The organism is Geodermatophilus obscurus DSM 43160 (assembly GCF_000025345.1).
GTDB lineage: Bacteria > Actinomycetota > Actinomycetes > Mycobacteriales > Geodermatophilaceae > Geodermatophilus > Geodermatophilus obscurus.
Genome location: NC_013757.1, coordinates 1,067,130 through 1,089,992, shown reverse-complemented (window position 1 = coordinate 1,089,992; position 22,863 = coordinate 1,067,130). Strand labels below are relative to the sequence as shown.

Below are 22,863 nucleotides of genomic sequence, written 5' to 3'. Positions count from 1 at the left end.
GCTGCGGAGCACCACTCAGGCGAGGGACTTCAGCATCAGGGCACGCGTGAGGACCTCGCCGTCCAGGGTCACCGACTCGACCTCCACCTGGCTGAAGCCGGCTCGCTCGAACACCGGGACCGCCCGCCACGACGCGTGCGTCACCAGCGAGGCCAGCCCGGAGGACCGAGCGGTCGACTCGACCGCCGACAGCAGCGCCCGCGCCACTCCGCGCCCACCGGAGACGGGGTCCACGAACAGCTGGTCGACCTCCCCCGCCGCGAGCCCGTCGACCGGTGCCAGCGCCACCAACGCGAAGCCGGCCACGACGCCGTCCACCGAGGCCACCAGCACGCGGGTCACCTCGATGAACCGGAGGTGCGCGGCCACGGAACGACGCGACGCCCAGGCCGCGCGCTGGGCCGGTGTGTAGACCTCGGCCGCCCCGATCGCCGCCCGGCTCAGCTCGGCGAGGACGACGGCGTCGGCCGGGGAAGCCGGCCGGACGACGACGCTCACCGGCGACCCGGTCCCGGCAGCAGGCCGCGCTCGACGGCGACCATCACCGCCCTTGTGCGGTCGTCGACGCCGAGCTTCGCGAACACCCGCAGCAGGTGGGTCTTCACCGTCGCCTCGCCGATGAACAGCTCCCGGCCGATCTCGGCATTGGTGAGCCCGCGTGCCACGCCGGCCAGCACCTCGAGCTCGCGTGCGGTCGGGGCCTCGGCCGCGGGCGCCCGCAGCCTCGACACCAGCCGCGCGGCCACCGGCGGCGCGAGCACCGTCTCCCCTCGGGCCGCGGCGCGCACGGCGTCGGCCAGCTGCGGCAGGGGTGCGTCCTTGAGCAGGTAGCCGGTGGCGCCGGCGGCGACGGCCCGCACGATGTCGGCGTCGGTGTCGTAGGTGGTCAGCACGAGCACCCGGACGCCGGGGTGCGTCCCCGCCAGCCTCTCGATCGCTGCCACGCCGTCCATCCGCGGCATCCGCAGGTCCATCAGGACGACGTCGGGGTCCAGCGACGCCACCATCGCGAGGGCCTCGAGCCCGTCGGAGGCCTCGCCCACCACCGTCAGGTCGGGCTGGGCGTCGAGCCAGCCGACCAGCCCGCCCCGCACCACCGGGTGGTCGTCGACCACCAGCACCCGCGTGCTCATGCGCCCGGCACCCGCACGGTCACCCGCGTGCCTGCGCCGGGCAGCGACGCGACGTCGACCTCACCGCCGACCTGCTCCACCCGGCCGCGCAGCCCCTCGAGGCCGGAGACGGAGGCCGAGGCGGGGTCGAAGCCCACGCCGTCGTCCTCCACGTGCACCGACACCTGCGAGCCCACGCGCGAGAGCCGCAGCACCACCGCCGTCGCCCCGGCGTGCCGGCGGACGTTGGTCAGCGCCTCCTGCGCACCGCGCAGCAGGACCACCTCCTCGTCGCGCCGCAGGCCCGGCGCGGCGTCCAGCGCCCCCGTGTCCACCCGCACCTCCAGCCCGGTCTCCCGCGCGAACCGCTCGGCCAGCCGCCTCAGCGCCTCCACCAGCGTCGACCCGTCGAGCGCCACCGGCCGGAACGCGGCCACCACGGCACGGGCCTCGGCGAGGTTGTCGCGGGCGACCTCCTCGATGACGGCCAGCCGCTCGCGCGCGGCCTCCGGATCCGCGGGGAGCAGCGCGTCGGCGGTCTGCGCCAGGACGACGATCGAGGTGTAGCCCTGCGCCAGGGTGTCGTGCACCTCCTGCGCCAGCCGCTCGCGCTCGGCCAGCACGCCCCGTTCGCGCTCGGCGGCCGCCAGCTCCGACCGGGTGGCCTCCAGCTGGGCGATCAGCGAGGCCCGCTCGGCGCTCTCGCGCAGCACCCGGCTGATCCAGACGCCCAGCGCCAGGCTGAACGCGATGCCGACGCCCGTCTCGAGCAGCAGGTCGCCGGGGCTCCTCGCGGACGTCGCCGACAGCAGCGGGCCGACAGCGCTGGCCAGCCCGAGCAGCAGCGTCCAGGTGATCCCGGTCAGGGTCCCCTGGACGGCGAACCAGACGTGCGGGTAGGCGAGGAAGAGCAGGAACAGCAGCCCCGACGCCAGCCAGCCCAGCAGACCGAACGCGGCGACGAGCACGACGAGGTAGGCCACCGCCCGTCGCCGGGCGCCGGCCCCGATCGCCGGCACGCCCAGGGCGGCGTAAGCGACGGCCAGCGCGGCCAGCACCGCGAGGGCGGGCGTGCGCCGGTCGTCGTCGACGGCGTCCCCCACCGCCGCGGACACCACTGCCAGCGTCCAGACGACGGCGGAGATGACGTGAACGCCGACGACCGTGGCCCGCCACCCGCGCTCGGGCAGCGGCTCGCCGCCGTCGTCCTCGGGAGGGACGACGGCGGCGGCCAGCCGGCGCGTCAGGCTCATGCCGCCCGGCGCCAGCGGAACGTGCGGCTGCAGACCGCGAGGCCGACAACCACCCACACCGCGAGCACGAGGGCGATCATGCCGTGCTCCCAGCTGCCCGCGGGCTCCGCGGCGGCCGCGGCGTCGGGCAGGAACACCGAGCGCATGCCCTGCACCAGCCACTTCAGCGGGAAGACCGCAGCCACCTCCTGCATCCACGAGGGCAGCTCGGAGAAGACGAAGAAGACCCCGGAGAAGAACTGCAGCACGATGGCGAACGCGCTGATCCCGTTGCCCACCGCACGGCTGCTGCCCACCGAGGCGACCGCGATGCCGAGGACGGTGCCCGCCAGCGCGCCGCCGAGCGCCACCCAGGCGAAGGTCAGCCACCGGCCGGCCCCGTCCGGCATCGGCACGTCGTAGGCGGTCGCCGCCACGGTGAGCAGGACCGCGAGCTGCAGCACCGTCGTTCCCAGCACCTGACCGGCCTTGCCGAGGAAGTAGCCCAGCGGCGGCGTGCCGATCACCTGCAGCCGGACCAGGTCGCCGCGCTCGCGCTCCTCGGCCAGCGCCGTCCCCACCGCCTGGAAGCTGGTCAGCATGATCCCGGTGGCCGCGATCCCGGCGAGGAAGTACTGCGCGAACGGCACCCCGCCCGGCCGGTCCTCGCCGGCGAAGACCGACGCGAAGATCACCAGCATCACGATCGGGTACGCGAAGGAGAACACCACCTGGGCCGGGTCGCGGACGAACAGCCGCAGCTCCAGCGCCGTCCGGGCCAGCCCGATGGTCAGGGCCGGCGGCGGTGCCGGCCGGGTGGCAGCAGGGGTCAGGACGGCGGTCATCGGGAGGCCTCCTCGGGAGTGGCGCCGACCAGGGACAGGTAGACGTCCTCCAGGCCGGGCCGGGTGACGGTCAGGCCGGGCACCTCGCCGGCCGGGTGCGCGGCGAGCAGGTCGCGCAGGACGGCGGCCGGCTCCTCGGTGACCACCTCGCGCACGCCGCCACTGTCGGCCCACCGGACGGTGGCCGCCCGGCGCAGCCCGGCGCCGAGCTCGTCGGGCGGGGCCACGTCCACCAGGCGCCCGGCGGCCAGCACGCCCACGCGGTCGGCCAGCGCGGCGGCCTCGTCGAGGTAGTGGGTGGTGAGGACGACGGTGGTCCCGCCGGCCCTCAGCCCGCGCACCAGCTCCCAGAACTGCCGCCGCGCGACCGGGTCCATGCCGGTGGTGGGCTCGTCGAGGAACAGCAGCTCGGGCCGGCCCTGGACGCCCAGGGCCACCTCCAGCCGGCGCCGCTGGCCACCCGACAGCCGCGACACCCGGGTGCCCGCGGCCCCGGTGAGCCCGACGGCCTCGACGAGCGCGCCGGTGTCCTGTGCGGTGCCGTGGTACCGGGCGAAGTGGTCGAGGGTCTCCCGCACGGTGAGCGCGTTCCCGACGCCGGTGCTCTGCCCGACGACGCCGACGCGGTCGCGCCAGGCCCGCCCGGCGCGGCCCGGGTCCTCGCCGAGGACGGCGACCGCCCCGCCGTCGCGCCGGCGCACGCCCTCGAGCACCTCGATCGTCGTCGTCTTGCCCGCACCGTTCGGGCCGAGCAGCGCGAAGACCTCGCCGCGGCGGACGTCGAGGTCGACCCCGTCGACGACGGCGCGCCCGCCGTAGCGCTTGACCAGGCCGCGCACGCGGACCGCCGGGGGATCGTCGGGCGCCGTCCCGCTGAGGGCCAGCGCCGGCGGCTCCCTCCCGGGTACCGCCGGCAGCCTGAGGATGGTGGGGAGGGAGTCCTTCTGCATGCCCCGACCCTGCTGCCGGGGGCTCCCCCGCGGGACAGCCGATGCGCCGGTCCGCCGTCCACCGGTCGGTGGACGGCGGACCGAAGTTGGACCGACTCCAGGTTCGCGCTGCAGACCTCCGTGACCCGTGTCACGGTAGGTCGCGCGTCATGGTGTCGAGTACGAGGGGGATCACGTTGTCTGCTGGACCGCGTCGGGTCGGGATGGCCGTCGTCGGCCTCGGAGGAGCGGTCGCCACGACCGCCGTGGCGGGGCTGGAACTGCTCCGCATCGGCGGGAGCGACACCTCCGGGCTGCCACTCGCCGGGATGGAGGTGGACGGCGTCCCGGTCACGGAGGCGACCGGGATGGCCGGCTACGCCGACCTGGTCGTCGGCGGCTGGGACCTCGACGGCAGCGACCTGCGCAAGGCCGCCGACCAGCACGGCGTCCTCGACCACCGTCAGCTGGAGCAGGCCGGGCCGTACCTGTCCTCCATCACCCCGTGGGCGGCGGCCGGCGACGCCGACTTCTGCCGCAACGTCACCGGCGGCAACGTGGTGCTCGCCGAGACCCGCCGCGCGCAGGTCGACGCCGTCCGGGCCGACCTGCGCCGGTTCCGCGAGGAGGAGCGGCTCGACGGGCTGGTGCTGGTCAACCTGGCCTCCACGGAGCGCTGGCCGGACCCGGCGGCGCCCGCGCTGCAGACGGTCGAGGCCTTCGAGGCCGGGCTGGACGCCGACGACCGGTCGATCACCCCGTCGATGGTCTACGCCTACGCGGCGATCGCCGAGGGCGTCGGCTACGTCAACTTCACCCCGTCGCTGGCCGCGGACGTCCCCGCGCTCGTGGCCTTCGCCGAGAGCTGCGGCGTCCCGGTCGCCGGCAAGGACGGCAAGACCGGCCAGACGATGATGAAGACGGTGCTGGCCCCGGCCTTCCGCAGCCGGTCGCTGACCGTCGAGGGCTGGTACTCCACCAACATCCTGGGCAACCGCGACGGCCTGGCCCTCGAGGACCCGGACTCGCTGGAGAGCAAGCTGCAGACCAAGGGCAGCGTGCTGGACTCGATCCTCGGCTACCCGGTCGAGGACCACGTCGTGCGGATCGACTACTACCGCCCGCGCGGCGACCAGAAGGAGGCCTGGGACGCCATCGACCTGGTCGGCTTCCTCGGCCAGCGCATGCAGGTCAAGGTCGACTTCCAGTGCCGCGACTCGATCCTGGCCGCGCCGCTGGCCATCGAGCTGGCCCGGCTGACCGACCTGGCGCAGCAGCGCGGGCAGGGCGGCGTCCAGACCCAGTTCGGCTGGTTCTTCAAGGCGCCGATGTCGCCCGACGGCAGCACGCCCGAGCACGCCCTGCACCGGCAGGAGCGCGTGCTGCTCGACTGGGTCGCCGGCGCGCCGGCCGGCCGGTGACGGGCGGCTCCCCCGCCCTCGCCGAGCTCCGCCCGCTGCTGACCGAGGTCGGCGACGCCAAGCGGGTCCGTGTGGCCGCCGTCCCCGGGTCGCTGGCCGAGCAGGCCTTCGCCCGCGCCTGGGGTCGGCTCGTCGCGGGTGAGGACGCGGCCGCGGTCGCGCTGTCGGAGACGGCGGCGGCGGTGGCCCGCGCCCGGCTGGCCGGCATCGACGGTGCGGTGCTGCGGACGGCGGGCCTGGCCGACGACGAGGCGCTCGACGTGCTGCACCGCGGCTTCGACGAGGTCGCCGGCCCGCTGGACGCCGGCCTCCGGGCGCAGCTGCGGGCGGCGCTGCCGCTCGCCGTCCCGACGCCGGAGCCGCCGGCGCTGGCCGACCTGCTCAACCGCCAGCCGCGCGCCGGGGCCACCGCCCCGGGGAAGGCGCGGGTGGTCGTCGAGCCGCCGGAGAGCCACGGCGACCACTGCCTGACCGTCGCCGTCTACGGCGTGCTCGTCGCGCCGGTGTTCGGCGCCGACCCGGTCGCGCCGTTCCTCGTCGGCCTGGCCCACCACCTGCACAACGTCGTGCTGCCCGACGCCGGGTTCGCCGGCGAGGTGCTGCTCGGGGGTGCGCTGGACCGCGTGCTGAGGACGCTGGAGGAGCGCGAGCTGGCCGCCCTGCCCGGCCCGCTGGCCGAGCGGCTGCGCACCGTGCTGCGGCTGCGGGCCGACGCCGGGGCTCCCGAGTCGCAGGCCTTCCACGCCGCCGACGTCCTCGACCGGGTGCTGCAGGTGCACCACCACGCGCGCGCGGCCGCGTTCACCGCCGAGCATGCGCTGGACGACCTCGAGCTCGTGCACGCCGGGCCGGTGCAGGCCTTCCACCTGGACGTCCTGGCGGCGGCAGGACTGTGAGCGGCTCCGCCGACCCGGCGGCCGGGCCGCGCGGGAGAGGACGGTGACGCAGTGAGCACGGCGGCGCCCGCCGTCCCGGTGGTGGACGGCATCCCGTTCGCGCGAGCCGGCCGCGACGAGCTGCGCGCGGAGGTGGCCGGCCTGCTGGCCCACGGCGAGGTCGAGCGCGCCCGCGTCGCTCTGCTCGCCGACGCCGACGACTGGTGGACCGAGCCGCCCCCGCCGCCCGAGCAGCTGGCCCGCGTGCCGGCCGCCCGCACCCTGCGCGAGGCGATGGGCCTGCTCGGCATGGGCCGGGTGGCCGACTACTTCGCCCACCGCTGGTCCGACCCCACCCACCTGGCCGGGCTGGCGCTGCTGCAGCAGCACTGGCCCGGCGACCGTCCGGTGGTGGACGTCGCCTGCGGCATCGGCACCCACCTGCGGGAACTGGCCCGCCGCGGCCGCACCGAGCTGGTCGGGGTCGACGTCGTCTGGGCCAAGCTGTGGCTGGCCCGGCGCTTCGTCTGCCCCGAGGCGCGCTACGTGTGCGCCGACGTGACCGGCGTCCCCGACCTGGACGTGCGGACGCCGGCCTACGTGCTGTGCCACGACGCCTTCTACTTCCTGCGCGACAAGCCGGCCGCGGCCGCGGCGGTGCGCGACCTCGCAGGAGAGGGCGGCACCGTCGTCGTCGGGCACGCGCACGTCGCCGACCCGCACGGCGAGCCGCTGACGCCGGAGGGCTACGCCGCGGTGCTCGGCACCGACCTGCTCTACGACGACGCGGAGCTCACCGACTCGCTGCTCGCCGGCCGCCCGCCCCGGTCCGCCGCGGCCGCCGACCTGCACGCCAGCGAGGCGGTGGCCCTGGTCGCCGGGGACCCCCTCTCCCCCGCCCCGGTCGACCTCGGCGAGCCGCTGCCGCCGCTGCGCCCGAACCCGCTCTACACCGACGGGGAGCTGCGCTGGCCCAGCGAGCGCTACGCCGGCGAGTACGGGCCGCGGTCGACGTACCTGCCGGCCCGCTGGCCCGACCCGCTGCCCGCCGACGCCGCCCGCCGCCGGCTGCTCGTCGACCTCCCGGAGGCGTGGTGAGCGCGCGAGATCTGCACAGTGGCGCCCATCAGCCGCTCATGACCGCCACTGTGCAGATCCGGCGCAGGGGAGGCGGGCGGTGAGCGCCGTCGGGTGGGGCGTCGCCGGCTGCGGCTGGGTGGCCCGCGACCACGCGCTGCCCGCGCTGACCGCGACGCCGGGCGCCTGTGTCGTCGCGCTGCACGACCGCGACCCCGGCGCGCTGGCCCGGGTGGACGTCGACGCGCCCGCGCACGCCGACCTCGGCGCCTTCCTGGCCACCCCCGGGCTGGACGCGGTCTACGTCGCCGTCCCCAACGCCGCGCACCGCGAGGTGGCCGAGGCGGTCGCCGCGGCGGGCAAGGCGGTGCTCTGCGAGAAGCCGCTGGCCGCCGACGTCGGCGACGCGCAGGCGATGGTGACCGCCGCCCGCGACGCCGGCGTCCTCCTCGGGACGGCGTACGACCAGCGCTGGCACCCCGCGCACGTGCGGCTGCGCGAGCTGGTGCCCGAGCTCGGCACGGTCACCGCGCTGCGCATCGTCTACTGCTGCTGGCTGCCCGCCGACTGGACGCCGGACGGCCGCCCGCACGACAACTGGCGGGTCGACCGCGCGCGGGCCGGCGGCGGCGCGGCGATCGACCTGGCTCCCCACGGCCTGGACCTGGCCGGCGTCCTGCTCGGCGAGGACGTCGTGGAGCTGCGGGCACTGCTGCAGCGCCGGGTGCAGGACTACCCGGTGGACGACGGCGCGCTGCTGTCCGGGCGCACCGCGGGCGGCGTGCTGGTCGACCTGCACGTCGCCTTCAACACCCCCGACGCGTTCCCCCGCCGCCGGCTGGAGGTCGTCGGCACCCGCGGGATGGTCGTCGCCGTCGACACGATGGGCCAGACCGCGGGAGGCTCGCTCACGCTCCACCGGCCCGACCCGGTCGACGTGCCCTTCGCCGGGGGCTCCCCCTTCGCCGCGCAGTTCGCCGCCTTCAGCGCCGCCGTCGCCGGGCACGCGCCCTGGCCGTACGACGCCGCCCGCGACCTGGCGCTGCACCGCCTCCTCCTCACCGCCCTGGGAGACGCGAGATGACCAACCCCTACCGCGGGCTGCTGCCCGACCTGCCCGCCTACGCCTGCACCAACTGCGGGCACTGGCAGCGCTGGCCGGCACCCGGGCCGCTGGTCTGCCCGGTCTGCGCCGACGTCCGCAACGCCCTCCCCGAGAACGGCTTCGAGTTCGTCACGCCGGCGCAGGTCGAGGCGACGGTGGAGGGCTTCTGCCGCCCGACCGCCGTCGCGGGCGTCACCGAGTTCGGCACGCACCCGCGTTTCGGGCTGGACAGCCGCGGGTGGGTGATCGAGAGCGACGCCGGCCTGGTCGGCTTCGAGTGCGCCCCCTGGTACACCGCCGACATGCTGGCCCAGCTCCGCCGGATGGCCGACGCGAAGGGCGGGTTCGAGATCCTGGCCTCCAGCCACGTGCACGGGTACGGCGCGCTGTGGCAGCTGCAGCAGGAGCTCGAGCCGCGCACGGTCTGCGTCGGCGTCCGCGACCTGGAGTGGACCAAGGCCTTCCGGGTCACCTGGCCGGCGGACGACGAGCTGGAGCTGGCCCCCGACCTCACGCTGCACCGCACCGGCGGGCACTTCCCCGGGCACTCGGTGCTGCACGACCGCCGCCGCGGCGTGCTGTTCTGCGGCGACTCGCTCAAGGTCGACCTCGACGAGACCGGTCAGCCGGTCGCGCTGAGCGCGCACAAGGCCTTCCACGCGCAGATCCCGCTGTCCCACGGCGAGCTGCGCGAGTACCTGACCGTCGTCGGCGCGCTGGAGTTCCAGGCCGTCGCGACGCCGTTCGAGCTGGTCCGCGGGGTGACCACCGACCACGTCGTGCACCTGGTGCGGCGGCTGCTCGCCGGGCCGCCGGACGCCGCCCCCGTCGCACTGGAGGACCTGTGACCAGCACGCTGACCGCGTCGCAGCGGTACCGCGACTCGTTCCCGGGAACCGTCGACGAGTTCGCCATCGAGGGCCTCGACGTCCTCGACGTGCCGCTGCACAGCGCGGTCCTGCCACCGTCGCCGGAGCACCCCGGCGGCAGCGGGCTGGGCTACGGCGCCACGCGCGAGGAGGCCCGCACCGGGGCGCTGGGCGAGATGGCCGAGATGGCGCTGTCGCTGCGCACGCACCAGGGCGTCGAGCGGGAGCAGGGCTCGTACGCCGAGATGACCCGGCGGCACGGCCGGGACCGGGTGACCGACCCGCGCACCCTCTGCCTGGAGGCCGGCAGCGCCTACGACGACGACCGGCCGCTGCAGTGGCTGCCGATGACCCGGCAGCGGGACGGCGAGACGGTGCTGGTCCCCGCCGAGCTCGTCGCCTCCGCACCCGACGACCTGCCCGGCGCCCCGCCGCCCGGGGGCTGGCTGACCACGGTGATCACCAACGGGCAGGGCGCGGCGTTCGACGCCGACCGGGCGGTCGCGCACGCGCTGCTCGAGGTGCTGCAGCGCGACGGCAACGCCACCTCCTTCCGCGCGATGGACCGCGGCGTCGTCGTCGACCTGGCCGGTCTCCGCGACCCCGACGCGCTGGCGCTGCTCGACCGGCTCGACGCCGCGGGCATCGACGTCGTGGTGAAGCTGGCGACGACGGAGTTCGGCGTGGTCGACGTCTACGCGGTCGGCTGCTCGCGGGACCTCTCCGAGCCGGTGCCGGTCATGGCGACCGCGTGCGGGGAGGCGGCGCACCCGGACCGCGACACCGCCGTCCGCAAGGCGCTGCACGAGTTCGCCTCGGCGCGCAGCCGCAAGGCGTTCATGCACGGCCCGTTCGACGTCGTCCTGCCGGCCACCCCGCCCGGCTACCTGGAGCACTGGCGCGGCGGGCACCCGCCCGAGCGGCTGGTCGAGGAGGACCGCGCGCTGGAGGCGATGCTGGCCTGGACCCGGATGGGCACCGGCGCGCTGGTCGAGCTGCTGCAGGACAGCGTGCTGTCCCGCCGGTCGACCGTCGCGCTGACCGACCTGCCGACGTGGTCCGGGGACGACCTGCACGCGACCGTCACCGGCGCGCTGCACGCCACCGGGTACGACGTGCTGGTCGAGCTGCAGCCCTCGGTCGGGGACGCGGTGGCCGCGAAGGTGCTGGTACCGGGACTGGAGGTCGAGACGATGTCCTACGGGCGGATCGGCGAGCGCGGGGTGCGCCGGCTGCTCGAGCGGGGCGACCCGCTGGTCGCCGTCGGCGCCGACCCCGGCGGCTGGGCGCGGGTCCACCTGACCGGCGACGCGGAGCAGCGACTCGGTGGGCCGGCCTGGTTCGACCGCGTTGGTGCCGAGCGGCGGGTGGGCCCGCTGTACGCCCTCTACCGGGAGCCGGGCCGGCACACGGTCGCGGAGGTGCTCGCGCGATGAGGTACGCGTACAACACCAACGGGCTGACCTCGCACCGGCTGTCCGACGCGCTGCCCCTCCTCGCCGACACCGGCTATGCGGGGGTCGCGCTGACCCTCGACGTCGTCCACCTGGACCCGTTCGCGCCCGACGCCCTCGCCCAGGCCGAGAAGACGCGGGCGCGCTGCGACGAGCTGGGCTTGGGCGTCGTCGTCGAGACCGGCGCCCGCTACCTGCTCGACCCGCGGGTCAAGCACGAACCGACGCTGGTCACCGCGGACGCCGAGGGCCGGGCGCGACGGCTGGCCTACCTGCGGCTGGCCTGCGACCTCGCCGAGGTGCTGGGCGCGGAGGCGGTCAGCTTCTGGACGGGCGTGCCACGGCCGGGGGTGGACCGCGACGCGGCGTGGGGCTGGGTGGTCGACGGCGTCCGGGCGCTCGTCGACAGCTCCGGCGGGCGGGGCTTCGCCCTGGCAGTCGAGCCCGAGCCGGGGATGCTGGTCGAGGACTGCGACGGCTGGGCCCGGCTGGCCGCGGAGGCCCCGGGGATCACGCTGGCGCTCGACACCGGCCACTGCGTCGTCGCCGGGGCGTACGAGCCTCAGGAGGCGGTCGCGGCGTTCGCGCCCCACCTGGGCACGGTCGCCGTCGAGGGCATGCGCCGGGGCGTGCACGACCACCTGCCCCTCGACGAGGGGGACGTCGACCTGCCCGCCGTCCTGCGGGCGCTGCGGGAGGTCGGCTACGACCGGCTGGTCACCCTCGAGCTCTCCCGCGACGGGCACCGGGCGCACGAGATGGTCCCGCGCGCGATCGCGACGCTGAGGGAGGCCGAGCGGGCATGAGGATCTGCTTCGTCAGCCGCCGCTACTGGCCGGCGGTCAGCGGCATGAGCGTCTACGCGGAGAACCTGCTGCGCGAGCTGGTCGCCCTCGGTCACGAGGTCACGCTCGTCAGCCAGTACCGCGACGACGAGGCCGGCACCCGTGTCTACGGCGGCGGCCCACCCCCGCCCGACCGGGTTCCGGCCGGCGTCGAGGTGGTCGCGCTGCCGAGTCGCGGCGAGACCGTGGTCCCCGCGGACTGGGAGGGCGACATCGACGAGATCGTGCGCACTGTCGTCGGCCTGCACGCCGAGCGGCCCTTCGACGTCCTGCACGCCCAGTACGGCTACCCGCCCGGCCTGGCGGTGCTCGCCGCCGCGCGCGAGACCGGGTTGCCCGCCGTGGTGAGCATCCAGGGCGGCGACGGCCACTGGGTGGGCACCTGCTGCAGCACCCACGCCGAGGCGATGCGCGCCGTCGTCGACTCGTCGTCCGCGGTGCTCATCGGCAGCGCCAGCTTCCGCGACGAGGTGGTCGGCAACCTCGGCAGCGACCCGGCGCGGTTCACGGTCGCCCCCGGGGCCACCGACACCCGACGGTTCACGCCGGCCGAGCGGCCGCTGGGCGCGCTGCGCGAGCCGCCGGTGCTGCTCTTCCACGGCCGGGTGGACCGGCGCAAGGGCGTCCTGGACCTGCTCGAGGCGCTGCCCGACGGCGTCCGGCTGATCGTCTCCGGCATCGGCCCCGACCTCGACGAGGCGAGGGCCCGCGCCGACGAGCGGACGACGTTCCTCGGCTACGTGCCGCCCGAGCGCGCGCCGGAGGTGTACCGCTCGGCCGACCTCTTCGTCAGCCCGACCTACAGCGAGGGGTTCAGCAACACGCTGCTCGAGGCGATGGCCAGCGGGCTGCCGACGGTGAGCACCGACAGCGTCGGCGTCGTCGACTGCCTGCGGCACGAGGACAACGGGCTGCTGCACACTCCCGGGGACGTCGCCGGGCTGCGGGCCGCGCTGACCCGCCTGCTGGACGACGGCGCACTGCGGGAGCGGCTCGCGACGACAGCCCTGGAGGAGGTGCGGCGGCTCTACTCCTGGCCGGTGCTGGCGGCCTCCATCGACGCCGTCTACGCCGAGGTCGCCGGGACCACGCCGGCTCCCGACTGGTCGATGCCCGCGGCGGTCGACCTCTCCTGCCGGTTCCGCTCCGCGGCGCACCTGCTCTGAGGGTCCTGTGCGTGTCCTAGCGGTCAGCCCGCACCTCGACGACGCCGCCTTCTCCGTCGGCGGCACCCTGGCGGCGCTGGCCGACGCCGGCCACGAGGTCACGGTGGTCACCTGCTTCACCGCCAGCGTGCCCGACCCGGCCGGCTTCGCGCTCGCCTGCCAGCTGGACAAGGGGCTGCCGGCCGACGTCGACTACCTGGCCCTGCGCCGCGCCGAGAACGCCGCGGCGATGACCGTGCTGGGCGCCAGGCCGGTCCACCTGGGCCTGCCCGAGGCCCCGCACCGCGGCTACACCAGCGCCACCGACCTGTTCGCCGGCGTCCACCCCGGGGACGACGTCGAGCGATCGCTGACCGCGGCGCTGGACGGGTACGACGCCGACCTGTGGATGGCGCCGCAGGCCCTCGGCGGTCACGTCGACCACCGGCAGGTGCTGCGGGCGGTGGCCCCGCTCGACCGGCCGGTGCTGTGGTGGCGCGACAGCCCGTACGTGCTGCGCGACCCGGCCGCCGTGCCCGGCGCGGAGCTGCCGGACGGGCTGGCCGAGGTGAGCCTCCCGCAGGACCTCGACCGGCGCGCCGACGCGTGCGCCTGCTACCCCACCCAGCTCGGCTTCCAGTTCGGCGGGGTCGAGCGGATGCGCACCGCGCTGGCCGGCGTGCCCGAGGTGCTGCTGGCCGACGACCGGGCGCGGGAGGTGCTCGCGACCGCTGCCGTCCCGGCCGGCTGAGCCGCCGGCGTCCTGTCGGACCCCGGCGTCGTCCGCACCTGCCGCGTGCCCGACCGGCCGGGGACTGCCAGGCTGCCGGGCATGCAGCAGGCCTTCGGCATGGCGGTCCCCGAGACGGTGCGCGAGATGTGTCGTCCGACGACGTCGGCGGTGCTCGTCTACGACGTGCAGGTGGGCATCCTGGCCCACGTCCAGGACCGGGAGCGGCTGGTCGAGCGGATCTCGGCGGTCCTGCAGGCGGCCCGGACGTCGGGCGTGCCGGTGCTGTACGTGCGGCACGTGTCGCTCTCGCCGACGCACATGGGCGTCGCGGCGCTGCGCACCGCCATGGCGTGGCAGCGGGTGGGCGAGGCGGCCGCGGTGACGGCGGCCTTCCCGCCGGACGCGCCGCACACGCAGCTCGTCGCCGAGCTGGCGCCGGTGGACGGCGAGCCGGTCTTCGACAAGCTCGGCATGTCCGCGCTGGTCGGGACCCCGGTCGAGGCCGTCCTGCGCGACCGTGGCGTGACCACCCTGGTGCTGGTCGGCGCCGTGCTGGAGATCGGCATCGAGCCGACCGCGCGGCACGCCGCCGACCTCGGGCTCCTGCCGGTGGTGGTCGAGGACGCGTGCGGGGTGGTCGACACGGCGGCGGCGCAGCGCTCGCTCGCGAGCCTCGACTACAGCCTGCTCTCCCACCGCAGCAGCAGCCAGGAGGTCGTGGAGGCACTCGGCACGGCGGGCCTGCCCCCGGGTGCCGCGTCGGCCTAGCCTGTCCCGGATGGGGAACGACGACCTGCAGCGGCTGGTGCAGCGGCGGCTGCTCGAGCTGGCCTCGAGCACCCAGGCCGCGTCGCGGCGGGCCCAGTGGGCGGTCGCACCCGAGACCATCGCCCACATCGCAGCCGGCCGGCACTCCGGCATGGTGAGCGAGCGCCTGGCGGCGGCACTGGCCCGCGCCCTCGACGTCCCGGAGAACCGGGTCCGCCGGGTGGCCGGCCTGCCACTCGTCGAGGACCCCGGCGCCGACATCTGCACCGGCCCCCACCTGCGGGTGGTCCGCGACGACGGCCGGCTCGCCTAGACCGGCTCCTCCGGGTCGCGCCCCGCGCGCGTGCGACGGTTACCACGGGGTCAGGAGCGCGGCAGCAGCAGGCAGAGCGCGGTCGCGTAGCGGTCGAGGTCGACGTCGCCGAGCAGGGCGTGCTGCAGGACGAAGCCGACCAGCGTCGAGAACAGCACCTGCCCGAGCGCCTCGGCGTCCACGTCGGCGGCCAGGTGCCCGGCGTCGCGCCACCGGGCGACCCGGTGGGTCAGCCGGCCGCGCACCGTGCCGTAGGTCTGCTCGGCGATCGCCCGTACGGCGGGATCGCGCAGCCCCTCGGCCCAGGCGGTCACCGCGATCCGCGTGTAGTCGAGCTCGCCCCCGACCGCGATCGGGTAGATCCGCCGCAGGACCTCGGCGACGGTCTCCGCCGGCGTCCGGTCCTCCTCGAGGGACTCGTCGGTGTCGGTGACGACGGCGTCGAGCACCCCGATGAGCGCCTCGAGGATCGGCTCCACGGCGCCGGCGACCAGCTCGGCCTTGCTCGGGAAGTAGCTGTAGACCGCGCCGGCGGACAGCCCCGACTCGCGCACGACGTCCCGCACCGATGTGGCGTGGAAGCCCTCACGGGCGAAACAGCGAAGGGCCGCACGGACGATCTCCTGACGACGGCTCTCCAGGTGGTCGGCGGTCACACGGGGCACGTGGCCACATTAGAGAACGACCGTCCGTCTTGACAGGGCGAGGTCACCGGGAGCATCGTCGTTTTATCGAACGGTCGTCCGATTTACAGGAGTCGTCATGGTCGCGTCCACGCCGGTCCTCCCCTCCATGGCCCAGGTGCTCGAGCACTTCGTCCCCGTCGGTGGCGTCGTGGTCGGCGACGACGGGACCGCCACCTCGCGCGCCGCGGTGCGCTGGTCAGCCGCCGACGCGGTCCGCCGCGGCGGAGCGCTACACGTCGTCCGCGCCTGGTCGCTGACCACCGCGCCCAGGCCGCGGTCCTGGGCGGTGGGCTACGTCCCGCCGTTCACCGACTTCGAGGACGCGGTGCGCGAGGAGCTGGCGCGCACCCGACGGCCGCTGGTGGCCGACCTCGCGGGGCTCGACGTCCACTGGCACGCGGTGCACGGCCGGCCCGAGGCCGTCCTCGCCACCGCCTCCACCGGCGCCGAGCTGCTCGTCGTCGGGTCGCGCGGCCGGGGCGAGCTGCGCGAGCTGCTGCTCGGCTCGGTCGCCGCCGCCGTCCTGCACTCCGCCTGCTGCCCGGTCGTCGTCGTCCGGGACCGGGCCTCGTCCTGACACCCACCCCTCCACCGAGGAACAGCCATGAGCACCCTTACCCCCGACCGGACCGCGGCGTCCGGCCACCTCGCACTCCTGGCCGACCGCACCCCGTGGCGGACGGTCCTCGGTCTGGCCCTGGCCCTGACGGCAGCACTGGCGCTGCTGCTGTCGGCGTTCGCCTGGCCCGCCACGCAGACCCGTCCGCGGGACGTCCCGGTCGCCGTCGTCGGGCCTCCCCCTGCCGTCGAGCAGGTGCGCACCGCCCTCGGGAGCGCCCAGCCGGGTGCCTTCGACGTCACCGCCGCCGTGGACGCCGCACAGGCGCGACAGCTGGTTCGCGACCGTGAGGTCTCCGGAGCGCTCGTGCTCGGCCCGGGTGGGCCGAGCGTCGTCGTCGCCACCCAGGCCGGGCCCGCGGTCGCCCAGCTGCTGACGCAGGTGGCGCAGGGAGCCACGGGTGCCACCGTGCCGGTCGAGGACGTCGCGCCACCGCCGGCTGACGACCCGCGGGGTGCCGGACTGGCTGCCGGGGCACTGCCGCTGTCGATCACCGGAGCCGTCGCCGGCGCGGTGCTGGCCCTGCGGGTCCGCGGGCCGGGTCGCCGCGCGGCCGGCGCCGTCGTCCTGGCGCTCCTGGCCGGCCCGACCGCCGTCGGGGTCCTGCACGGGTGGCTCGGTGCGCTCGGCGGGGACTGGCTGGCCGAGTCGGCCGTCGTCTCCCTCGGGATCGCCGCCATCACGCTGGGCGTGCTGGGCATCGCCGCCGTTGCCGGCCGGGCCGGGCTCGTCCTCGCCGAACTGACGGTCGTCGCCCTGGGCAACCCGCTGTCGGCCGCTGCCGGCGCTCCGGCACTGCTGCCCGACGGGTGGAGGGAACTGGGTCAGGCGCTGCCCCCGGGGGCAGTCGTGGCCGCACTGCGGTCGGTCGCCGGCTTCGACGGCACCGGCGCCGCCGGCCCACTGACCGTGCTCGTGCTCTGGGTGACCGGCGGGCTCCTCCTGCTCGCGGTCGCCGGCGTCCGGGCACGCCGGCACGGCACGTACACCGCGGCGTAGCCGGCTCGACCGGAGGGCGCCCGGCCGCGGCCGGGCGCCTTCCTGCCGGCCCGGGACCCGACGGCCGCGTCCGGAAACCGCCAGTTCCCGGGGCGCGGCGCTGTCATGCTCGTCGTGTGACACCGCCGCTGGACGCCGAACGCTGCTACCGCGCGGTCGCCAGCCGGGACGCCCGGTTCGACGGCTGGTTCGTGACCGCGGTCGCCACCACCGGCATCTACTGCCGCCCCTCCTGCCCGGCCCGCACCCCGCTGGCGCACAACGTCAGCTTCTTCTCCACCGCGGCCGCCGCCCAGGGTGCGGGCTACCGCGCCTGCCGCCGCTGCCGGCCCGACGCCGTCCCCGGCTCCCCGGAGTGGGACACCCGCGCCGACGTCGTCGCACGGGCCGTGCGGCTCATCGGCGACGGCGAGGTCGAGCGCTCCGGCGTCCCCGGCCTGGCCGCGCGGCTGGGCTACTCCGAGCGCCAGCTGCACCGGCTGCTGGTCGGCGAGCTCGGTGTCGGCCCGCTCGCGCTGGCCCGGGCGCAGCGCGCGCAGACCGCCCGGCTGCTCGTCGAGACCACCGACCTGCCCATGGCCGACGTCGCCTTCGCCGCGGGGTTCGCCAGCATCCGGCAGTTCAACGACACCGTCCGCGAGGTCTTCGCCGCCACCCCCACCGAGCTGCGCCGCACCGCGCCGCCCGGCCCGCCCGGCACCCCCGGCCGGCTGACGCTGCGGCTGGCCGCGCGCGCCCCGTACGAGGCGGCGGAGGTGCTGCTCTTCCTCGGCGTGCACGCCGTCCCCGGGCTGGAGGAGTGGGACGGGACGACGTTCTCCCGCGTGCTCGACCTGCCGCACGGGCCCGGGGTCGTGCACCTCTCCCCCACCCCGGACGGCGGCCCCGCGGTCTCCGCCCGGCTGCAGCTCACCGCGCTGCGCGACCTGGGGACGGCGGTGGCCCGCTGCCGCCGGATGCTGGACCTCGACGCCGACCCGGTCGCGGTCGACGGCGTCCTCGGTGCCGACCCGGCGCTGACCGGGCTGGTGGCCGCCGCGCCCGGACGACGGGTGCCCGCCTCGCCCGACGCCGACGAGGTCGCCGTCCGCGCCGTCCTCGGCCAGCAGGTCTCACTCGCCGGCGCCCGGACGCTGACCGCCCGGGTGCTCTCGGCCGCGGGCACGCCGCTGCCCGAGCCGGTCGGCACGCTGACCCACGTCTTCCCCCGCCCGGCCGCGCTGGCCGACGCCGACCTCACCGCCGTCGGTCTGACCGGCGCCCGGCGGCGCACCGTGCACGCGCTGGCCGAGGCGCTGGCGTCCGGCGCGGTGACGCTGGACCCCGGCGCCGACCGCGCGGAGGCAGGCCGGGCGCTGCGCGCCGTCCCCGGGATCGGCCCGTGGACCGCCGCGCTGGTGGCGCTGCGCGGACTCGGCGACCCCGACGTGTGGCTGCCCGGTGACCTGGCGCTGCGCCGCTCCCTGGCCACCCTCGGCAGCTCCGACACCGATGCCGCCACCCGCTGGCGGCCGTGGCGGTCCTACGCCGTGATGCACCTGTGGGCCCTCGCCGTGCCGAGCCTGTCGACACTACCCCTCCCCCTCGAACGGAGCGCCTCATGACCCCGCTTCCCGCCCGCTCCGCCACCGTCGACACCCCGCCGGGGCCGTTCACCGTGGTCGTGGACCGCGGCGGCGCCGTCCTCGCCAGCGGCTGGACCGCCGACGTCGCCGACCTCCTCCCCGTGGTGCACCGCGCGCTGCGCCCGGCCTGGGTCGAGGAGGTCGAGCACCTGCCCGTGCTCGACGCCGTCACCGCCTTCGTCGCCGGCGACGTCGCCGCCATCGACGACGTCCCGGTGCGCCAGCGCTCGGGCCCCTTCCTCGAGGACGCCTGGGAGGTGCTGCGCACCGTCCCCGCCGGCGAGCCGGACACCTACGCCGCCTTCGCCGCGCGCTGCGGCCGCCCGGCTGCGGTGCGCGCGGCGGCCAACGCCTGCGCGCGCAACGCCGCGGCGCTGTTCGTGCCCTGCCACCGGGTGCTCGGCTCCGACGGCGGGCTCGGCGGCTTCCGCTGGGGGACACCGGTCAAGCGCTGGCTGCTCGACCACGAGGCGGCGCACGCTCCCGTGACCGTCTGAGAGAGGACCTCCTCGCCCCCGCCGCTCGCAAGCTCGCCGGCCCGTCCAGGGCACCGCCCCGAGCTTGCGAGGGGTGGGGAGGACGGGGTCCTTCTGCTGCAAGGGGGCCGTTCCAGCGCCTCACCGTGCTCGGCGCGGGTCTCTGGAGGGCGGCCGTTCCAGCACCTCACCAGGCGCCGTGTGTCTCCCGGGAACTGTCGGACCGGTCCGGCAGGCTCCCCTGTCGTGGACGCCGCCTCGCTGCTCACCGGTCTCCTCGTCGGCGCGCTGCTGGCCACCGCGGTCACCCTGGGCGTCGTCGCGCTGGTCGCCCGCAACCGGCCGGCCGACGACGGTCTGGAACCGGTGCACGAGTCGCTGGACCACCTGCACCGCCTGCTGGCCGGCATCGAGCGGGACCGGGCCACCGCGCACGGCGAGCTCCGCGAGCAGATGGGCACCGTGGGGCAGACCTCGGCGATGCTGCGCCAAGAGACCGCCGCGCTGGTCACCGCCCTGCGCACCCCGCACGTGCGCGGCCGGTGGGGCGAGGTGCAGCTGCGCCGGGTGGTCGAGGTGGCCGGGCTGCTCGAGCACTGCGACTTCGTCGAGCAGCCCTCCGCCACCAACGACGCCGGCGCCGGCGTGCGCCCCGACCTGGTGGTCACCCTCTCCGACGGCCGCCAGGTGGTGGTCGACGCCAAGGTGCCGTTCACCGGTTACATCGAGGCGGTGCAGGCCGAGGACGTCGCGGTGCGCGCCGAGCGGATCGTCGCGCACGCCCGCCAGCTGCGCGCCCACGTCGACATCCTCGCCGCCCGCCGCTACCCCACGGCGTTCCGCCCGGCGGCGCCGTTCACGGTGCTCTTCGTGCCCTCCGACGGGTTCCTCACCACCGCGCTGGAGGCCGAGCCCGGCCTGCTCGAGTACGGCTTCGCCCGCGACGTCGTGCTGGCCACACCCAGCACGCTGCTCGCGCTGCTGCGCACCGTCGCCTACTCGTGGCGGCAGGAGCGGCTGGCCCGCGACGCCGACCAGGTGCTGGAGGTCGGCCGCCGGCTGCACGCCCGGCTGTCCACCCTCTCCGGCCACCTCACCCGCCTGGGCTCGGCGCTGTCCTCGACGCTGACCCGTTACAACGAGACCGTCGGCTCCTACGAGAGCTCGGTGCTGGTCGCCGCCCGCCGCTTCGACGACCTCGGTGTCGCGGAGTCCCCGGTGCCCACGCCGCCACCGGTGGAGGCCACGGTGCGCACCCTGCGGCCGGCTGAGCTCCCGCTGCCCGGGGACCTGCCCCGCCGCACCGGGCCGGCCGCGCACGACGACGGCCCGCCGGCGGCCGAGCGCGACGGCACGACGGGCTGACGCCGAGCCCGGGGTACACCGGTCGTCGCGGCGGTGCCGTTCCGTCACAGCCGTCCCGCGGCCCCCACCGGATGTGCTTCCGGGGCTGCGGTTTTGGCACTTCTGCACAGCGCGATTCGGTGCCGTCCTCCCCCGTGGCTCCTGCGGCCGTCGTTACCGTTGCCCTCGACAGGGACGCCCGCGAGGGAGTCCGCCGACGAGGGGACGGGAGGTCCGCCATGGCCTCGGTGAGCACGGCCGACACCTGGCGCGAGGCCGGGCCGCGTGCCGACCGGCGCGCCGGCGCCCGCCCCGAGGCGGCGGACTACGTGTCGCGCATCGGCCGCCCGCCGGTGCCGCCGCCGCCCCCGCGGATGCGGGCGGGGCTGCCGCCGTTCCCCGAGGACATGGCCCGCTCCGCGCACGGCGACCACATGGCCCGCTCCGCGCACGGCCGTGACGACCGTCGTCCCCCGCTGCACCCGCGCCCGTCCGGCGAGCGGGCCGCGCGTCCCTCCCGGGAGGTCGGCCGCGGCCGACCCGTCCCCTCCGACGCCGACCGCCCCCGGGTCCGCGAGGACCGCTCCCGCGACCTGCACGCCTCGGAGGGGTCGGACGACGCCGACGACCGCCGCCGCGGTGCGCGGGCGCCCGAGCCCCGGTCCACGCCCCGCCGCCCCGCCGGTCGCGGCGCGACGGCGCAGGCGCCGGAGAGCGGCAGCGGGCTGCGCGGCGCGGTCGCCGTGCTCGCGGTCTTCCTGGTCACCCTGGCCGGTGCGGCCCTCGAGTCCTGGATCGGTGCCGGCCTGGGCCTGGCCACGCTCGGAACGCTCGCCGTGGCCAGCGCCGTGGCCACGGTGGCGGTCCGCCGCGCCGACCTGTTCACCACGGTGGTCGCCCCGCCGCTGGTCTACATCGCCGTCGCCGTGCTGAACACCGCGCTCGCCCCGTCGGCCCCGCTGAACCTCGCATCGGTGGCCACCCTGCTCATCCGCGGCTTCCCGGCGATGGTGGTCGCCACCGCCGCCGCCGCGGTCGTCGCGCTGATCCGGTGGGCCGCCCGCCGCTGAAGGTGACCCCGTGGAACGGCCCCCTCCCGGGATCGGGAGGGGGCCGTCGTCGTTCGTGGGCGTCCCCTGCAGAGCGTCCTGAGCCTGTGGGGACCCCGGCGGGGTCCTCGCTCAGGCCGGGTCGGCGGTGGAGCGCTCGGTGCGGCGCGGGCGCAGTTCGTGCGGCAGCGCGAACACCAGCCGCTCCTCGGCGGCCTTGACCGTCTCCACGTCGGGGAAGCCGCGCTCGGCCAGCCAGTCGAGCACCTCGCCGACCAGCACCTCTGGCACCGACGCGCCACTGGTGACGCCGACGGTGCCCACGCCCTCGAGCCAGGCGGGGTCGATCTCGGAGGCGAAGTCGACCAGGTACGAGGCGCGGGCACCGGCCTCGAGCGCCACCTCGACCAGCCGGACGGAGTTCGACGAGTTCGTCGAGCCGACCACGATGACCAGGTCGCACTCGGCGGCCATCTGCTTGACGGCCTGCTGCCGGTTCTGCGTGGCGTAGCAGATGTCGTCGCTGGGCGGGGACTGCAGGCCGGGGAAGCGCGTCTTCAGCTGGTCGACCGTCGCCAGGGTCTCGTCGACCGACAGCGTGGTCTGGGACAGCCAGACGACCTTCTCCGGGTCGCGGACCTGGACGTCGGCGACGTCCTCGGCACCGTCGACGAGCTGGATGTGGTCGGGCGCCTCGCCGGAGGTGCCCTCGACCTCCTCGTGGCCGCGGTGGCCGATCAGCAGGATGTCGTAGTCGTCACGGGCGAACCGCTTGGCCTCCTGATGCACCTTGGTCACCAGCGGGCAGGTCGCGTCGATGGTCCGCAGCTGCCGGGCCGCGGCCTCGGCGTGCACCGTCGGCGAGACGCCGTGGGCGCTGAAGACGACGACCGAGCCCTCGGGCACCTCGTCGGTCTCGTCGACGAAGACCGCCCCACGCCGCTCCAGCGTGGCCACCACGTGCTTGTTGTGGACGATCTGCTTGCGGACGTAGACCGGGGCGCCGTGGATCTCCAGGGCGCGCTCGACGGCGACCACCGCCCGGTCCACGCCGGCGCAGTAGCCCCGGGGATCGGCCAGCAGGACACGTCCGCGCTGATCAGCCATGGCCCCATGGTAGAGAAGGACCCCCTGCCCCCCGGTGTTCGCACGCTCACACCGGGACCCTGCAGGGGCCACCCGCCCCGGCCACGCGCGAGCTCGCGACGGGACCCTGCGGGACCCCGGAGGGTCGTCGCCCCTGAGTGTCAGCAGACTCACACCGGGACCCTGCAGGGGGCCACCTGCCCCGCCGCTCGCGAGCTCGCGACGGGACCCTGCGGGACCCCGGAGGGGTCGCCGC

24 protein-coding genes are annotated in these 22,863 nt (G+C 76.3%); 17 read left to right on the top strand and 7 right to left on the bottom strand.

The genetic code is table 11. The annotated features are described in order from the left end of the window. Positions 1 to 15: 15 nt before the first annotated feature. From GOBS_RS05120 to GOBS_RS05100, 5 genes are read right to left on the bottom strand one after another with little or no spacing between them, the layout of a single operon-like run. Positions 16 to 498, bottom strand: coding sequence for a GNAT family N-acetyltransferase (locus tag GOBS_RS05120; RefSeq protein WP_012947233.1), 483 nt, complete (start codon positions 496 to 498; stop codon positions 16 to 18). Then, on the bottom strand, positions 495 to 1,133 hold the full coding sequence (locus tag GOBS_RS05115; RefSeq protein ID WP_012947232.1) for a response regulator: 639 nt from the start codon (positions 1,131 to 1,133) through the stop codon (positions 495 to 497). The genes GOBS_RS05120 and GOBS_RS05115 overlap by 4 nt, the downstream gene beginning before the upstream one ends. Continuing rightward, positions 1,130 to 2,365, bottom strand: a complete 1,236-nt coding sequence (locus tag GOBS_RS05110) for a sensor histidine kinase (protein ID WP_012947231.1) — start codon at positions 2,363 to 2,365, stop codon at positions 1,130 to 1,132. The genes GOBS_RS05115 and GOBS_RS05110 overlap by 4 nt, the downstream gene beginning before the upstream one ends. Next, positions 2,362 to 3,189, bottom strand: a complete 828-nt coding sequence (locus tag GOBS_RS05105) for an ABC transporter permease (protein WP_012947230.1) — start codon at positions 3,187 to 3,189, stop codon at positions 2,362 to 2,364. The genes GOBS_RS05110 and GOBS_RS05105 overlap by 4 nt, the downstream gene beginning before the upstream one ends. Next, complete coding sequence (locus GOBS_RS05100; RefSeq protein WP_012947229.1) at positions 3,186 to 4,139, bottom strand: ABC transporter ATP-binding protein; 954 nt, start codon at positions 4,137 to 4,139, stop codon at positions 3,186 to 3,188. Before GOBS_RS05100 ends, GOBS_RS05105 begins: the two co-directional genes overlap by 4 nt. A gap of 203 nt (positions 4,140 to 4,342) precedes the next feature. On the opposite strand from GOBS_RS05100, the gene GOBS_RS05095 reads away from it, so the two are divergent. The 11 genes from GOBS_RS05095 (at position 4,343) to GOBS_RS05045 (ending at position 14,723) form a co-directional block, all read left to right on the top strand. Beyond that, a complete protein-coding gene (locus GOBS_RS05095; RefSeq protein WP_012947228.1) occupies positions 4,343 to 5,539 on the top strand; it encodes an inositol-3-phosphate synthase in 1,197 nt (398 codons plus the stop codon). After that, entirely contained in the window at positions 5,536 to 6,435 is a 900-nt protein-coding gene (locus GOBS_RS05090) for a hypothetical protein (RefSeq protein WP_012947227.1), read from the top strand. Before GOBS_RS05095 ends, GOBS_RS05090 begins: the two co-directional genes overlap by 4 nt. A gap of 51 nt (positions 6,436 to 6,486) precedes the next feature. Then, positions 6,487 to 7,512 carry a class I SAM-dependent methyltransferase gene (locus tag GOBS_RS05085; RefSeq protein WP_012947226.1) on the top strand — a complete coding sequence of 342 codons (1,026 nt, stop codon included), beginning with the start codon at positions 6,487 to 6,489 and terminating at the stop codon, positions 7,510 to 7,512. Between the two features lie 79 nt (positions 7,513 to 7,591). Continuing rightward, positions 7,592 to 8,575: a Gfo/Idh/MocA family protein gene (locus GOBS_RS05080; protein WP_012947225.1), complete on the top strand. Its 984-nt coding sequence runs from the start codon at positions 7,592 to 7,594 to the stop codon at positions 8,573 to 8,575. Next, positions 8,572 to 9,444 (top strand): MBL fold metallo-hydrolase, encoded by an 873-nt coding sequence (locus GOBS_RS05075; RefSeq protein WP_012947224.1) that lies wholly within the window; start codon positions 8,572 to 8,574, stop codon positions 9,442 to 9,444. The genes GOBS_RS05080 and GOBS_RS05075 overlap by 4 nt, the downstream gene beginning before the upstream one ends. Beyond that, the gene (locus GOBS_RS05070) at positions 9,441 to 10,901 is read left to right on the top strand and encodes a YcaO-like family protein (protein ID WP_012947223.1); all 1,461 of its coding nucleotides are present in this window, start codon (positions 9,441 to 9,443) and stop codon (positions 10,899 to 10,901) included. The genes GOBS_RS05075 and GOBS_RS05070 overlap by 4 nt, the downstream gene beginning before the upstream one ends. Beyond that, positions 10,898 to 11,725, top strand: coding sequence for a sugar phosphate isomerase/epimerase family protein (locus GOBS_RS05065; protein WP_012947222.1), 828 nt, complete (start codon positions 10,898 to 10,900; stop codon positions 11,723 to 11,725). The genes GOBS_RS05070 and GOBS_RS05065 overlap by 4 nt, the downstream gene beginning before the upstream one ends. Further along, positions 11,722 to 12,930, top strand: a complete 1,209-nt coding sequence (locus tag GOBS_RS05060) for a glycosyltransferase family 4 protein (protein ID WP_012947221.1) — start codon at positions 11,722 to 11,724, stop codon at positions 12,928 to 12,930. Before GOBS_RS05065 ends, GOBS_RS05060 begins: the two co-directional genes overlap by 4 nt. Positions 12,931 to 12,937: 7 nt before the next feature. Next, positions 12,938 to 13,660 carry a PIG-L deacetylase family protein gene (locus GOBS_RS05055; protein WP_012947220.1) on the top strand — a complete coding sequence of 241 codons (723 nt, stop codon included), beginning with the start codon at positions 12,938 to 12,940 and terminating at the stop codon, positions 13,658 to 13,660. Positions 13,661 to 13,741: 81 nt separating this feature from the next. Further along, the gene (locus tag GOBS_RS05050; protein WP_012947219.1) at positions 13,742 to 14,410 is read left to right on the top strand and encodes a cysteine hydrolase family protein; all 669 of its coding nucleotides are present in this window, start codon (positions 13,742 to 13,744) and stop codon (positions 14,408 to 14,410) included. Between the two features lie 10 nt (positions 14,411 to 14,420). Further along, positions 14,421 to 14,723: a hypothetical protein gene (locus GOBS_RS05045; protein ID WP_012947218.1), complete on the top strand. Its 303-nt coding sequence runs from the start codon at positions 14,421 to 14,423 to the stop codon at positions 14,721 to 14,723. Positions 14,724 to 14,773: 50 nt separating this feature from the next. Here GOBS_RS05045 and GOBS_RS05040 read toward each other — a convergent pair whose 3' ends face one another. Continuing rightward, positions 14,774 to 15,388, bottom strand: coding sequence for a TetR/AcrR family transcriptional regulator (locus tag GOBS_RS05040; protein WP_041241342.1), 615 nt, complete (start codon positions 15,386 to 15,388; stop codon positions 14,774 to 14,776). A 97-nt stretch (positions 15,389 to 15,485) separates the two neighbouring features. Between GOBS_RS05040 and GOBS_RS05035 the strand changes: the two genes are divergently transcribed. The 6 genes from GOBS_RS05035 (at position 15,486) to GOBS_RS05010 (ending at position 21,542) form a co-directional block, all read left to right on the top strand. After that, positions 15,486 to 15,986, top strand: coding sequence for a universal stress protein (locus GOBS_RS05035; protein WP_012947216.1), 501 nt, complete (start codon positions 15,486 to 15,488; stop codon positions 15,984 to 15,986). 27 nt (positions 15,987 to 16,013) lie between these two features. Next, positions 16,014 to 17,027 (top strand): hypothetical protein, encoded by a 1,014-nt coding sequence (locus GOBS_RS05030; protein ID WP_012947215.1) that lies wholly within the window; start codon positions 16,014 to 16,016, stop codon positions 17,025 to 17,027. A 116-nt stretch (positions 17,028 to 17,143) separates the two neighbouring features. Beyond that, complete coding sequence (locus GOBS_RS05025) at positions 17,144 to 18,631, top strand: AlkA N-terminal domain-containing protein (RefSeq protein ID WP_012947214.1); 1,488 nt, start codon at positions 17,144 to 17,146, stop codon at positions 18,629 to 18,631. Next, the gene (locus GOBS_RS05020) at positions 18,628 to 19,149 is read left to right on the top strand and encodes a methylated-DNA--[protein]-cysteine S-methyltransferase (protein WP_012947213.1); all 522 of its coding nucleotides are present in this window, start codon (positions 18,628 to 18,630) and stop codon (positions 19,147 to 19,149) included. Before GOBS_RS05025 ends, GOBS_RS05020 begins: the two co-directional genes overlap by 4 nt. 225 nt (positions 19,150 to 19,374) lie before the next feature. Beyond that, a complete protein-coding gene (locus tag GOBS_RS05015) occupies positions 19,375 to 20,493 on the top strand; it encodes a DNA recombination protein RmuC (protein ID WP_041241341.1) in 1,119 nt (372 codons plus the stop codon). Positions 20,494 to 20,711: 218 nt separating this feature from the next. After that, the gene (locus GOBS_RS05010) at positions 20,712 to 21,542 is read left to right on the top strand and encodes a DUF6542 domain-containing protein (protein ID WP_012947211.1); all 831 of its coding nucleotides are present in this window, start codon (positions 20,712 to 20,714) and stop codon (positions 21,540 to 21,542) included. Positions 21,543 to 21,653: 111 nt separating this feature from the next. Here the strand turns inward: GOBS_RS05010 and GOBS_RS05005 are convergent, their stop codons facing one another. Continuing rightward, positions 21,654 to 22,628 carry a 4-hydroxy-3-methylbut-2-enyl diphosphate reductase gene (locus tag GOBS_RS05005; RefSeq protein WP_012947210.1) on the bottom strand — a complete coding sequence of 325 codons (975 nt, stop codon included), beginning with the start codon at positions 22,626 to 22,628 and terminating at the stop codon, positions 21,654 to 21,656. Positions 22,629 to 22,863: the final 235 nt, after the last annotated feature.